Source organism: Microbulbifer salipaludis (assembly GCF_017303155.1).
Lineage (GTDB): Bacteria > Pseudomonadota > Gammaproteobacteria > Pseudomonadales > Cellvibrionaceae > Microbulbifer > Microbulbifer salipaludis.
Genome location: NZ_JAEKJR010000002.1, coordinates 820,033 through 833,246 on the forward strand (window position 1 = coordinate 820,033; position 13,214 = coordinate 833,246).

Here is a 13,214-nt window from a genome sequence, read left to right on the forward strand (position 1 = left end):
TCAATGTTTTTCCGCACTTAGAAGTTCATGCGAATGACAGCCGCGATACGCCGGTCGTTAATAAACCACGAGCGATCGAGTTTTGTGCCATCCTCATCTACCTGCATACGTGTTTCGGTCACCTGATCGAGAATATTGGTCGCCTCCAGGCCCACCTTCAAGTTCTCGTTGATGTTGAAGAACACCGAACCATCCAGCTGGCCGCCCTCTCCATTATAAATGGGTAGTTTGGTGATAACGTCCCGGGTTGTCAGCAGGTACTCGGAACGCCAGTTGTAGGCGAGGCGCGCAGAAATGTCCTCGTATTCATACAGGCCTACTAGGTTATACGTGTGTTCGGACATGCCGGCAAGTGGCAAACTTTCAAATGCCACTTCGACGTTACCCCCTTCCTGTGAATCCAGGTTCTGATTGGGAACGCTTTTGCTGTCCACATAGGTATAGTTTGCCTGAAGACCCAGTCCACTCCAGGCGCCGGGCAGTGTGTCAAAGAACTGCTGATAGGCGAGCTCCAGACCATTGATTTGGCCATCGCCAAAGTTAACTGGGCCCTCAACTTCTACGATGCGTGTAACGCCGTTGTTGGTTATTTCACGGGGAAAGGCACCACTTGTAAAGAAGTCGGAGATATCCTTGTGGAACACGGTCGCGGAGAGCGCGCCCACATCGCTGAAGTACCATTCCAGGGCGATGTCAAAGTTATTTGCCCGCATGGGCTTCAGCCTGGAATTACCGGTGCCTGCGCGGTAGTCGGTGACGACCGCCGTATCCTCTACGTCATCATTGTCTGTATCAAAGGATTCAACAATTCCGTAGACGCCCAGGTAACTGCGCAGCATCCCCATATCCGGGAAGGCGATTGCCTGAGATGCGGCAAAGCGGGCCAGCAAGTCTTCCTGTATTTCGTACTTGAGGTTAAAGCTCGGTAGGAGATGCTGGTCACTGACTTTGTCGTCGAAAGAGGTGGTCGCACCATTGAAGAACGCAATGTCATCGGCTGGCAGTGGCAGGCGATCGTCAAGCGGGTCAAACGAGGAGCCTCCAGTCGTTTCATAGCTCAGGTCGACATAGCGCAGGCCAATGTTACCGCTCAGGGTTTCAGCCGGGTTGGCAAATTCCGCCATTACGTAGCCTGCGAAGCGGTCTTCGGTAATTGGGTTGATTTCATCTGGCAGGAATGGCCCCTCTGCCAGTCCATCGCGGTCGGCGATGGAGGTAAACCATTCGGGAGAAAGTGCCTTGAGTTGCGAGCGATAGTTGTTAAAGCTCTGCACCAGGTTGGGGCTGGGAGCCAGCACGGTGCCCCCGGCAATGCCGGTCGTTTTCCCACGGAAGAAATCATTGAAATCGACAGTGCCGTATTCGGGGGCGGCGTAAGTGTCGGTACCCGGCTGTCCGTCCCAGGGGTTAGTGTCGTGAACCCCGTCAAAAAACTTCTGGCCGCCGGCCCAGTCGGCAGAAAGAACGCCCCACTGGTAGGTAGACCAGCGGGTGGTCTGTTCGCGCTGCGATGCACGCAGGCCGCCTTTTACGCTGCGGAACCAGCCTTTATCCAGCTCGTAGTCTACGTCCAGTGTGAACGCTGCTTCTTTACCTTCGTTGTCTTCAATGTGATCCATTTCGGCGAGGTAGAAGAAGTTCGCCGGATCGGTGAAGTACTCTTCGCTGGTCTGCGCGGACGCTGAGGGGGCCAGGAAGGCGACATCCGGGGTGCCACCACCGAAATCGGCATAAACATCAGCGGCAGTATGGCCGTAAACCGAGAGGTCGATGACCTCGGTACTGGCATCTACATATTGCGCGTCGAGCACAACCTGGAGGCGCTCGGTCGGATTAAGCTCCAGGTTCAGGGAGAAGTCTTCGACCAGGGTGTTGGAGTGGGACTGGCGCGTGTAGCTGTTATAACCGGTAGCGCCTTCAAGGGTACCACTGACAAAACGGCGATCGTTGTAAGTGCTGTCCGCAGAGGGCAGGCCTACGGTATTGTCGGACTGGAAGGCGTACTCCAGCCAGGACTGGGCGGCATCGGAGCGCACGTACTCTGCGGTAAATAGCTTGGTACCGTCATTATCGGCCCACTGGAACACCATACTACCGCCAGTGCGCTCACGGTCCTGGTCCACCTGGCGCGCGCCGACGTTGATTGGGACCCAGCGCTCGCCGACACCTGAGATTTCTCGCAGCTCGGGTACACCTTGCTGGATGGAGTTATTGCTAACTTTCAGGTTTGAATTGGCTGCACTGATCAGAAAGCCGAATTCACCCGCATCGGTTTCCCAGCGATTACTGTATAGCCCGGAAAAATCTGGAGTGGCGGCCTCACGCATATCGGTGTAGTTCACTGCGCTGTTGAAGGCGATCTGCTGGCCGTTGCTGTCGAAAGGTTTTCGGGTTTCCAGGTTAATAGTGCCGGCAATACCGCCCTCAATCATGTCGGCGGTCTGGTTCTTGTACACAATGACCGCGCCCATCAGCTCTGGCGGTACATCCTGAAAGTTCAGGCCGCTGCCGTTATTTGCGGAAAAGCTGTCACGGCCGTTGAATTCACTGCGGCTCTGTACCATACCGCGCAGGGTGGCACCGCTGCCCTCGATGGAGAAGTGGTCGGGGTCTTCAGCTGCGGCAAAGCGCTCTATGGAAACGCCCGGCACCCGTTGCAGGGCTTCCAGGACACTTTTGTCTGGCAGCGCGTTGATATCGGAAGCAGAAATCACGTCCGATACGGTCGATGCATCGCGTTTCATATCCTGGGCGTTCATAAGGGAGCCACGCACGCCCTCAACAACCACTTCTTCCAGCGCCTCACTGCTGTCCGCCTGCTGGGCCCAGCTGCCCGCACTTGCCGACGCTATACATGCCGCCAGTAGAGACCGCCTGAATATACTATGCCGCTTGACTTCCACTTGGACGATTTCTGTCTTACTCATCTCTAGTCTCACTCTTATCGTTGCAATTATTTTGCTTCGTCGTTGTAGGCGAGAAAAATGGAATTGGCCTGACCGAACTCGTAGTTGGCCTTTCAGATTTTTACGTCATTTTCCCGCCTAGCATGGTGTTTCTAACATGGATTGGAGAGGCTTCTTTTGGGTTGCGGTAAACGGGATTGAATCGGCGATAACTCGGAGGCAGGCCAGCGACTGGAAAATGACCGTAGATTTTAGCGATCCGGTTTTAAAACTATTTGCGGATGCGTCTTATGGGCTCTTGACCAATATCGGGCCGCTGCGTTGGCGATCCTTTTTACAAAGTGGCAAGATACGGGGATATATAAAAGGTGTTGATGTGACGCTTTTTGGCCTCAACGTATGAATTCGGGCGGCTTGGCGGTATGGACATAGTGCTATTTAATACGCACGATATCGTGATTTTCGTGACTATCTATCTTTGTCTCCTGTTTGCCGTCATCGCCATGGCTGGCAGGCACAGTCAAGGATGGCGAAATGTTTGGCTCAGCGGCTTCCTTTTGTCGCAGGCGTTCGTGGCGTTCTATGTGCTTGCGTTGTGGGGGGAGGGCTTTCACAGCTGGGTGCTCAGCCATACCCCCTGGATTTTCTCTGTCTTGGAGCTCGCTCTTTGGGTGGAGGGGCCACTTCTGTTGCTTTACGTGCGCAGCGTCCTTTTCAGGCGAACGCAATTTCAGCGATTTGACTTGATTTTAGTGGCCCCTGTCGCGGCCTATCTGGCGGTATTTATCGCCGTTCATTTAGCATTCGACTCCTCTGAAGGGCCTCCTATGCTGCAGCTGCTCAAATCTGCATCGGTGCAGCAGTATGAGGACGTTCGCAATCTCGTTCGGGCCAGCTTTGGGGGCTGGGCACTGTGGACCATTCTTCGTTATGAGCGGCATATGTCGGATGTGTACTCTAATGTCGACTTGTTGAGCTACCGCTGGCTGAAAATACTGGTGCTGGGTTTCATCGGACTGAGACTCTGGACCGTTTTGTATCTGACTGTTTACTTGGTAATCAATTTTGTGGCTGGAGCCGGTACCGTTGCCGCAGATGACCTTGGCACACTTGGGCTTCTTGCCAATTATGGTCAACTGCTGCTGATATCCGGTCTTTTGTATTATGGGCTGGGCGGTGGCTATGAAAGTCAGCGGGTGGCGCAGCGGACCTTGGAAGAGGTGGGAGAGGCCAAGGCGGATAACCGGCAGGCCTATTCGGCTGAGCAAGTTCAAAGGCTTTCGCGGCACATGGCGCAGGCGCGTCCCTACCTAAACAGCAACCTCAGGCTGGAGGATCTGGCGCACCAGGTGTCGCTTTCGAGCAAGTTGTTATCCAATCTGATAAACAGAGAGTTTGGCTGTAATTTTTTTGAGTATGTGAATCGTTATCGCTTGGCTGAGGTAAAGGCTGCGCTGGCTGATCCGGAGCAAGTGGACACTTCGGTATTGGATCTCGCTTTACGTGCGGGCTACAACAGCAAGACAACGTTCAATCGGCTATTCAAGCTGGATACCGGGGTTACTCCTTCCCAGTTTCGAAAAACGGAACTCGCGGTGGTGCCGGTACGAGAGCCGGCCGGTTAGTTTTTAATCGGCAGGGCGGCCCTTAGCTGCATGAAAGGGCAAATAGTAAGTGCCATCTTCGGATTTGCACCGATTTGATACGCAAATCCTGTCACTTTTGAATAATTTCACCCTCGGATAATAAAATAATATTTCTGAGGTGAGAGATGATGGCGAAAAACCTGAGTGCCAGGTGGCTTAGTAGTCAGCCCCGACCAGTGCGCATCGCGATTGATACGGCAACGATTATGTGTGTACTCGCCGCGTTATTTGGCGCGCTGACCGCAGAAGCTGCGGCAAAGCCAGGGTATCCTGAGAGAGAGCTATGTCACGTAAACGTCTCATTCGATGAGATAAGTCTTCCTCCTATTGAGCGCCCTTCTCGTTAGGGGAGAGCAGGCACACTATCTGGTACGCACGCTTGGCCTTATGAGGTGCGTTGCCACAAAAAAGCGGGCTTTCGCCCGCTTCAGTACCTATCGTTCTGTGAGTCACTGTTTTGTGTAGGAATCCCTTCTCTGCCGTGAGTGCAATGATTGGCTGGCGGCTCACCACTGCAGCACACCCCTGGTTTGGTATTCGATAACCCGTGTATTGACGAAGTCTTGCCCCTTGCGCCGGTTGCGGGACGATGAGGTGGCGTGGGGCCAGCCTCCATCGCGAGCGGGTCACTGGCGCCGGGCTCGAGTGGTTAGTTGCATGACCAGGGTCAAAGCAGAATGTATGTATCACAGCGGGTTTTGCGCTCGGGCGCGCGCCCTATCAGGGAAAATCAGTTGTTGTGATCGACCTGGATTGTTTGGCCACTGGCAGCGCTCTGCTGCGCCAGGTGGATCAAGCGGATATTCCACAGGGCCTGCTCTGCGCTCACCGGTACTTCGCCACCATCTAGAATGGCCCGCGCAAGCATATGATAGTAATGCTGGTAGCCGCCGGTTTCTGTGGGGATTGTGGTAACCCCGTCGGCTGAGTAAAGCTGACCGTATTGCTCCGGGGGCTCCTGCGCCCACGTTTCGGTAACCGGTAGTTGTCCTGATCTCAGGTGATCTTCCTGAGGATCCAGGCCGCGCTTTATAAAATTGCCGGTCTCACCCTGTACCTCGAAGCGCAGGTTAGGCGAGGCACAGAAGGGGCTGCTGCGCAGCACAGCCAAGTGCTCTGGGTAGTGCAGGGTGAGGTGGAAAAAGTCATCGACTTCCGCCTGGGGGCGCAGGGTTTTTACCTGTGCCGTAATCGCCATCGGTGGGCCAAACAGTTGTAGCGCCTGGTCGAGCATATGCGGCCCGAGGTCGAACAGGATGCCACCGCCTTCTACCGCAGACTCCCGCCAGCGCTTGCGCACCTCGGGGCGGAAACGGTCGAAGTGGCTTTCAAAGTAACGCACCCTACCCAGGCGGCCATCGGCAATCAGTTTCTGCACCGTCAGGAAGTCACCGTCCCAACGGCGGTTGTGGTAAACGCTCAATACCCGCTGCTGTTTTTGGGCCAGTGCGATCAGCTCGTCTCCCTGTTCAACGCGGGTGACAAAGGGCTTTTCCAGCACCACATGCTTGCCCTGCTGCAGGGCGAGCTTGGCCAATGCAAAGTGCGCTTTGTTGGGCGCGGTGATGATTACCAGGTCGGCATCGCTCTGGCTTAAAAGGGCTTCCGGCTCCGCATAAACCTCTACCTCCGGGTGCTGTTGCTGGACCTGTTCTCCCTTGGACGTACTGACCGCGGTAAAGCGGAAGGGCGGCAGGTTCAGGATGAACGGCAGGTGAAAAGTGGTGGCGGAAAAACCGTAGCCGATTAGGGCGGTTTTGATTTCGGCGGTGGTGGTCATGGTAAAGCGGGCTCCGCAGAACTTATCGGAAAAATCGTATCCAGCGCCACAGCCTGAGTACGTCCAGCAGGGCACCGGCCACGTAGGTCAGGGCGCAGGCCTTAAGCACACTGTGGGCCTTGCCCCACAGGTGTTCCGGCAGGTAGCCCTCTCTCAGTATCGGCAGCGCCTTGTTGAAGCTCGCATCATACTCTTCCGGCAGTATCGCCACGTACATCAGCGCGGACGCGAGCATGGTAATCACCGCCACCACGCCAATCCACAGGAAGATGACCGGTGACTTGATCAGCAGGGTGAGAATAGGGGCGGCGATCAGAATGGTGGCGCCAATCTTCTGGATCTGGCCGGCCCGGCCCAGGTACTTGTCCCGGAGTTTGGAGATAGGCTCCTCGCGGCAGAACTGCATTGCGTGGCCCACTTCATGGGCGGCCACCGCCACTGCGGTGACTGATTTGCCGTGATACACGTCAGGGCTCAGTGCCACGATCTTTTCCGACGGCGAGTAGTAGTTCTGGTCCTTGCCGGCCTCGATCACCTTTACACCCTCGAGTTCGTAGCGCTCGATCAGGTGTTTGGCCAGTTCGGCGCCAGACCCCGGCATATCACCAAGTTCAGTGGAGTGCCGCCAGAGTACAAAGCGCACCCACAGCTGGGGGCCGATGATAAGGGCCACTAGGGCCAGGGTGATCAATACGTAGGGCATCTGTGGCGATCGTGCTCAATAGGTCGCGGGGTTGGGTGGGTCGCTGTGGCGGACGTCAAAACTCTACTCCGGCCCCGATGATTATTCCAGCGTAAAGGCGTATAGAAGCGGTTGATCAGCGGGCGCGGTGTGGCCACTGGCGCTCTGGGTGATCAGGACTGATTGCTGGATTCGAGGTCCAGCCTGCGTGCCCGCCAGTAGCGGCTTTTCCAGTAGTAATCCGTCAGCTGAGAGATGGTGACGCCCTTGGACACGGAAGCGTGCAGAAACTTTCCCTCCTCGATATAGATCCCCACGTGCCGGCCCCGGCGGCCGGTTCTGAAAAACACCAGATCCCCGGGGCGCAACTCGCCCTGTTCAATGGCCTCGCCGGCCACGGCCTGATACTGAGTGGTGCGGGGCAGCTGGATTCCCATATGGTCGCGGTAGATGAGGTACACCAGCGCTGAGCAGTCGATGCCGCGCCTGCTCATACCGCCCAGTCGGTACGGGATACCCTTCCGTGCCTGATGTTGCTGGTACAGGCTGGCCTTGAGCAATTCAGCCGGTGAGGGCGCGGGTTCGGGCGTGGGTGGTTGGGCGGGCTGCGGGCGTCCTGTGGCGGGGCTGTGCGAGGCGTCGGCGGCGTCATCTGGCGAATGCTGATAGGGCGCCATGCTGCAGCCGGCGGTTGTCAGGATCGCGAGGGAGTAGGGCAGCAGCTTTCTTTTCATCGGTTACATCAGTGCCAATACAGCAAACAGCGCCCACTGGGAGCGGCCGAGGTTGGTTTTAGGATGACACCATCGTACCGGTTCTGGCTGAATCGACGCTGAACCGCTTAGTTTCCGGGTAATCCAAGCGCGCATGTTTGCACTCAGGCTGCTCGCGATTCCTGTGCGCTTTTTGATCGTGTAGGCCAGTGGCGGCGAATCGAGTTGGGGGCGGGTTTGTGCGTTAAATCTCAGCTCTGCCCTTAACATTCTGTTCTCTGTCTACCCAGCGAATTTTTGCTAGTGGGGTTCAATGTCAGCATGTTGATCTGACCCATATATTTAGTTCCGCGCCAGACCCGGGCATATCACCGATTTCGGTGGCGTGCCGCCAGAGTACAAAACACACCCACCGATGGGGACCGACGATAACGGCCGCTATGGCCAGGGCGATCAGCGCGTGAGGCATGGGGCGGTCGTGTTCAAGAGAGTATCGTTTTATATGCCAAAGCCTGACTGTACCGCAAAAATTTGGCCCTGATTATTATACTGACCTGGAGACTTTCCGGTGTAGTGGCGCGCTACCGCTGGTTTTCACCGCCGCAGGTCTCATCACTGCCACAAACGACGGGGTCGGAATTGATGCATTGCAAGTTGTTTGATGAATCGGAGGCCGAGCAGGTTATCGCCCTGTTCCGGTCCGTGTTCTCCGTCTCGGAGGGGGCCGCCGAAGGTGAAACAATCGCCACCCTGGTCTCGCATTTGATTGAGCAAACGGCGCCAGATGATTTACTCGGGTGTGTGGCCAAATGCGGAAACCGTATTACGGGTAGCATCTTTTTCAGCCGCTTCACCGTGCCGAATGGAGCGACAGCCTTTATTCTCTCACCCGTCGCCATAGCCACCGATGTACAGGGGACAGGAGTAGGACAAAGGCTGATTCGTTACGGGCTGGATGAGCTGCGATCGCGCGATGCGCGCTTGGTATTTACTTACGGTGACCCTGCTTTCTATTCGAAAACCGGCTTCCAGCAAATTGGCGAAGATATGGTCGCCGCGCCTTATCCGCTCAGCCAGCCCATTGGTTGGCTGGCCCAATCTCTCGATGGCGAGCCGGTTCCCGCCATGCAAGGGGCCACCCATTGTGTTGCGGCATTGAGTGACCCAGGATATTGGTGAAAGCAAAGTGGGCCCCCACCGCTATGGATTGGGAATAGGGGCACGATGGCCGGGGATGATGAGTGCGTATGGCCATTACAGATGTCACGTTACCATATCGATGGCATTACGGTGAGAGAGCTACCCTCTCGCTAATTATTGTGTAAAAAATTAGCGAGACCGTTGTCTGGGTCCATGATCTTCTTGGCGGCACCCAGCAGAACTATATCGCTGAATTGACCGTCGACAGTGAGCCACCTCTGGCCGAGTTCGGTTCCATAAAACTGGAATCGGTCGGATTTCTTTTCGCTCCCTGATAGCGCATTGGAAATAGCCCTGAGTTCAGCGGTGCTGAAGTTGTCCTTCAGTAGCCTCTCCAGTTCTGGCCTGAAATTGGAAAGCTCTATATTTTCCGAGAAATAGCGTTCAACCAGATCGCTTTTCTCTGACAATCCTGGGTTGTCTTGATAGGCGTCTTGAAGGAACGCCTGGTTCGTTTCCGCCAAGGTCTCTCTTATACCCGAGTATTCGATAATGCTGTCTATGTCATCAGCCATTACAGATGTGGAGATGATTAGCAGCGCTATCAGTAGCAGTGCCTGCATAAGGTTATCCTCGAATTTTCCCGCCGGGCATTGTCTGCTCGTTGAAAGTGCAAAATTGAGCTTGATTTCGTCCATCTTGCATCATTGGTTGTTCTGGGGGTAGGGCAATATACATGTCAAAACTTTGATCTGACCCCAATTATTCAAGGGGGTCGGTAAGGGACCGGAAGGCGTGCTCCGAATAGGTGATGACATCGCTATTGCTGTCCCATCCTTCGGCAAAACTATCCCAGCTGTTGTCGGTCATTGCGGATTACTTCTCCAGTGATCAGTGCGAGCTTAGGGTCGTCGGTAGTCGGTAAAGTGAAGCTATTGGCTTATCTTTGTGTTGGGTGTTTGAACGCCAAAAGTTTGATCTGACCCCATTTATTTCTAAGCAGATAATCGCATTGGCTAAGTTACCCTTTTATCTATTGCTAAGCATCGCCATAGAATTTTATGAATATGTACGATTGAAGTTGTGTCGATCATTTTGGGGGTTAAGTTTTGAGTTCTATCATGTCCCCATCTAACTGAACTAGTTCCATCCACCTTAATTCCAATGACGCCTATTTTGTAAAGTATAAAAAGGATATTCTGCCTTAGCTGCATCATGAGTGCTTGAGAAGAGGGGTATTCAGACTTTAAATAGGCGTGAGCATTTTTTACTGCGATATCTCCAGTTTCCTCTTCTAGCTCAGCCAATTCAAGGATTATTAGTTCTAACTCTTCATCTGAAATGCTATTTACTTTGAATCTACTAGTTTTTTGGTGGAGTAATTCAATGTATTTCCCTAATAGTGGATGTTCGACCTGCCATTCAAATTTTAGTGAGTCTAAGCGGCCTTGGGAGTAAGCAAGTTCGGCTTGCTTTATCATTGCTCCGGTTATTTCAGTTTTTCCTTGCGCTTCAATTAGGCATTCATTCACAAATACAATTGCATCTCTTGGGCGAAGGAGTGTTCTGTCGATTATGTAATCCAGGGAAGTTGTTTTGTCGATCTTGCTGGGAAATATGTCTTCGAAGTAGACATCGCTATTGGTATATTTATTTTTCAATAGCTGGTTTACGCGTTTATCTAATAGGCATTTTAGTTGTTCTTTGTTCCAGCCCATTTTTAAATATAGGCTGTTATATTTCTCTGGCTGGAATCCAGAATCTACTGTTTTTTCCAAAACTCTATTTAGGAGGTCTGTTCTTAATGTTATTACTATTTTTACCGGTTTAATGTTTCTGAATTTTTTTATAGTTTCTATTAATGATTTTATTAGTTTATATCTAAGGTCATCGTCGACCCAGTTTTCATCGAGTCTGTCAATTAGGATGTAAGTTTTTTGCTGTCGATCGTTGAATATGTCTTCGGCGAGTAAGTGAACGATTTTCGAGAGTTTCTCAATTTGTACTGTGCTTACTACTTTTTTTCCGTAGTGAATTACTTCTGATTTTTGTTCTTCAGATAGTGTTGCGCCTGCTGTACCGGAAATTTTAATTCCAGGAACATTTGAGTCTATTGATGATTTTAGGTTTGCCTCAAGTTTATCTGTAAACTCTTTTATTCGCGTTTCTGTGTCAACCCAGAACTTATCGCCCCATTCTTCTATGTAATTTAGGGCCTGTTGTTTTTTGTGGTTTCCGCTTAGTAAAGAAGAAATTTGATCTATAAATTTTGTTTTTGCATGGGCAGAATCAATATTGTATTTATTTTTTATTAGCTCTACGGCAAAAGTGTGCTGCCAGAGTAGGTTGTAAAATATATCTAAGTTTACGCCAATTTCCTCGAAAAATTTTAGGATTGTGGAGTTTGATATATGCCTTAGTGCAAGGGCTTCTGGTTCTATTCGGATTACGCGTTCAGAATTATTTTCTAACTGTTCGATTAGCGCACTTTTACCTATTCCAGTTCTTCCAAGTACGATCGACTGCGAATTTTCAGTGTTCTCTACAACTTCATAATCTCCAATGTCTACAAAGCATTCCGCCAAGAATTGAGTGTCATTTTCTGCGTCTGCTTCGCCAACTGACATGTGTTTTTTGAAAATAAAATCTTGCCTAGCTACTTTTGCCATTTTTCCACTTATTGTTTCTTGATGAGCATTAATTAACTAATCTTGCTTTTGCCTAATTGATAGAGCTACCGGGAGGAGGGAGAGGAGAGGTGGTAATTACTTTGTATGTGATCGTTATAAAAAAAGCGGATGCATCTCGCGATACATCCGCTTCAATACCTCTCATCCTGTGAGCGACTCTTTCTTGTAGGTATTCCTTATCTACGGTCGATGTGTTCTCAGTGCGTTACCACTGCAGTGCACCGCCAGTCTGGTATTCAATAACCCGCGTTTCGAAGAAGTTCTTCTCCTTGCGCAGGTCCATGATCTCGGACATCCAGGGGAAGGGGTTCTGGGCGCCGGGGAACTGTTCTTTCAGGCCCAGCTGGCTCAGGCGGCGGTTGGCGATGAAGTGGAGGTATTCTTCCATCATCGCGGCATTCATGCCGAGTACGCCGCGGGGCATGGTGTCGCGGGCGTAGGCCACTTCCAGTTCCATACCTTCCAGAACCATCTGCGTCACTTCCTGCTGGAACGCGTCGGTCCACAGGTGCGGGTTTTCCAGTTTGATCTGGTTGATGACGTCGATACCAAAATTGAGGTGCATCGACTCATCGCGCAGGATGTACTGGAACTGCTCGGCAACGCCGGTCATCTTGTTGCGGCGGCCCATGGACAGGATCTGGGTGAAGCCACAGTAGAAGAAGATGCCTTCAGTAACTGCGTAGAAGGCGATCAGGTTGCGCAACAGTTCCTGGTCGGTTTCTACGGTGCCGGTCTTGAAGTTGGGGTCGCTGATGGAGCCGGTGTGCGCGAGGCTCCAGGCGGCTTTCTTGGCAACGCTCGGGACTTCGCGGTACATGTTGAAGACTTCGCCTTCGTCCATGCCCAGGGACTCTACACAGTACTGGTAGGCGTGGGTGTGGATGGCTTCTTCAAAGGACTGACGCAGGATGTACTGGCGGCATTCCGGGTTGGTGATGTGGCGGTAGATGGCCAGCACCAGGTTGTTGGCTACCAGGGAGTCGGCGGTGGAGAAGTAACCCAGGGAGTATTCCACGATGCGACGCTCGTCCTCGGTCAGACCGTTGGGGTCTTTCCACATGGACACGTCTTTGTTCATGTTCACTTCCTGCGGCATCCAGTGGTTGGCACAGCCGTCGAGGTATTTCTGCCAGGCCCAGTCGTATTTGAACGGTACCAGCTGGTTCAGGTCGGCGCGGCAGTTGATGATGCGCTTTTCGTCCACCTGGATACGGGCGGCGCCCATTTCCAGTTCTTCGAGGCCCGGGGCCGGGTCCAGCTCGCTCACTGCGGCGCGCGCGGCTTCTACCGCGGAAGACGCGGAGGCGGTGCTGGATTGGCTTTGGGCCGCGGTCGGTGCCGGGGCACTGCTGGCGCTATCTACCTGGTAGTTAGCGCCGGGTTCGGTGACTGCCTGCTGCTCGGATGGCAGTGCTCCCGGCACCGGTTGCGGTTCGGCTTTCTGTTGTTGGCCGCTGAGGGCTCCTGTTTCGGGTTTGGAATCGATATCGTCCCAGCTCAGCATGACTTCCCCTTATTTTTTCCGGTGACCCCTGTGGTGGCACAGGCGATCGAAAGTGTGTCGTGTGCGGCCTGCGCCCGACCCGGGTGTTCACTCTTGTACTGAGTGTTGGCCCGGTGCCGGGGCGGCGCTTATGGTCTTGGTTGCGCATTG

At 53.1% G+C, this 13,214-nt stretch carries 10 protein-coding genes; 3 read left to right on the plus strand and 7 right to left on the minus strand.

What is annotated here, in order from left to right; all coding sequences use genetic code 11:
- Positions 1–17: 17 nt before the first annotated feature.
- Complete coding sequence (locus JF535_RS09085; protein ID WP_207001378.1) at positions 18–2,927, minus strand: TonB-dependent receptor; 2,910 nt, start codon at positions 2,925–2,927, stop codon at positions 18–20.
- A gap of 136 nt (positions 2,928–3,063) precedes the next feature.
- Between JF535_RS09085 and JF535_RS09090 the strand changes: the two genes are divergently transcribed.
- Together JF535_RS09090 and JF535_RS09095 are read left to right on the plus strand one after the other, a co-directional pair.
- Entirely contained in the window at positions 3,064–3,309 is a 246-nt protein-coding gene (locus tag JF535_RS09090; RefSeq protein WP_207001380.1) for a hypothetical protein, read from the plus strand.
- 19 nt (positions 3,310–3,328) lie between these two features.
- On the plus strand, positions 3,329–4,531 hold the full coding sequence (locus tag JF535_RS09095; protein ID WP_207001382.1) for a helix-turn-helix transcriptional regulator: 1,203 nt from the start codon (positions 3,329–3,331) through the stop codon (positions 4,529–4,531).
- Positions 4,532–5,282: 751 nt separating this feature from the next.
- Here JF535_RS09095 and JF535_RS09100 read toward each other — a convergent pair.
- The 3 genes from JF535_RS09100 to JF535_RS09110 all read right to left on the minus strand — a co-directional run bounded on the left by JF535_RS09100 (position 5,283) and on the right by JF535_RS09110 (position 7,748).
- Positions 5,283–6,332, minus strand: coding sequence for an oxidoreductase (locus JF535_RS09100; RefSeq protein ID WP_207001384.1), 1,050 nt, complete (start codon positions 6,330–6,332; stop codon positions 5,283–5,285).
- 22 nt (positions 6,333–6,354) lie between these two features.
- On the minus strand, positions 6,355–7,035 hold the full coding sequence (locus JF535_RS09105; protein ID WP_207001386.1) for a zinc metallopeptidase: 681 nt from the start codon (positions 7,033–7,035) through the stop codon (positions 6,355–6,357).
- A 152-nt stretch (positions 7,036–7,187) separates the two neighbouring features.
- Entirely contained in the window at positions 7,188–7,748 is a 561-nt protein-coding gene (locus JF535_RS09110) for an NlpC/P60 family protein (RefSeq protein WP_207001387.1), read from the minus strand.
- Between the two features lie 510 nt (positions 7,749–8,258).
- Here JF535_RS09110 and JF535_RS09115 point away from each other — a divergent pair.
- A complete protein-coding gene (locus JF535_RS09115; protein ID WP_207001389.1) occupies positions 8,259–8,906 on the plus strand; it encodes a GNAT family N-acetyltransferase in 648 nt (215 codons plus the stop codon).
- A 131-nt stretch (positions 8,907–9,037) separates the two neighbouring features.
- Here the strand turns inward: JF535_RS09115 and JF535_RS09120 are convergent, their stop codons facing one another.
- The 3 genes from JF535_RS09120 to JF535_RS09130 all read right to left on the minus strand — a co-directional run bounded on the left by JF535_RS09120 (position 9,038) and on the right by JF535_RS09130 (position 13,064).
- Positions 9,038–9,565 (minus strand): hypothetical protein, encoded by a 528-nt coding sequence (locus tag JF535_RS09120; RefSeq protein WP_207001391.1) that lies wholly within the window; start codon positions 9,563–9,565, stop codon positions 9,038–9,040.
- Between the two features lie 318 nt (positions 9,566–9,883).
- On the minus strand, positions 9,884–11,536 hold the full coding sequence (locus JF535_RS09125; protein ID WP_207001393.1) for a P-loop ATPase, Sll1717 family: 1,653 nt from the start codon (positions 11,534–11,536) through the stop codon (positions 9,884–9,886).
- Between the two features lie 226 nt (positions 11,537–11,762).
- Positions 11,763–13,064: a ribonucleotide-diphosphate reductase subunit beta gene (locus tag JF535_RS09130; protein WP_207001395.1), complete on the minus strand. Its 1,302-nt coding sequence runs from the start codon at positions 13,062–13,064 to the stop codon at positions 11,763–11,765.
- Positions 13,065–13,214 lie beyond the last annotated feature (150 nt).

Excerpts from the sequence above, each read along its gene's own strand:
- JF535_RS09085 (WP_207001378.1), bottom strand. The coding sequence starts at position 2,927 with ATGAGTAAGACAGAAATCGTCCAAGTGGAAGTCAAGCGGCATAGTATA.
- JF535_RS09090 (WP_207001380.1), top strand. The coding sequence starts at position 3,064 with ATGGATTGGAGAGGCTTCTTTTGGGTTGCGGTAAACGGGATTGAATCG.
- JF535_RS09095 (WP_207001382.1), top strand. The coding sequence starts at position 3,329 with ATGGACATAGTGCTATTTAATACGCACGATATCGTGATTTTCGTGACT.
- JF535_RS09100 (WP_207001384.1), bottom strand. The coding sequence starts at position 6,332 with ATGACCACCACCGCCGAAATCAAAACCGCCCTAATCGGCTACGGTTTT.
- JF535_RS09105 (WP_207001386.1), bottom strand. The coding sequence starts at position 7,035 with ATGCCCTACGTATTGATCACCCTGGCCCTAGTGGCCCTTATCATCGGC.
- JF535_RS09110 (WP_207001387.1), bottom strand. The coding sequence starts at position 7,748 with ATGAAAAGAAAGCTGCTGCCCTACTCCCTCGCGATCCTGACAACCGCC.
- JF535_RS09120 (WP_207001391.1), bottom strand. The coding sequence starts at position 9,565 with ATGGACGAAATCAAGCTCAATTTTGCACTTTCAACGAGCAGACAATGC.
- JF535_RS09125 (WP_207001393.1), bottom strand. The coding sequence starts at position 11,536 with ATGGCAAAAGTAGCTAGGCAAGATTTTATTTTCAAAAAACACATGTCA.
- JF535_RS09130 (WP_207001395.1), bottom strand. The coding sequence starts at position 13,064 with ATGCTGAGCTGGGACGATATCGATTCCAAACCCGAAACAGGAGCCCTC.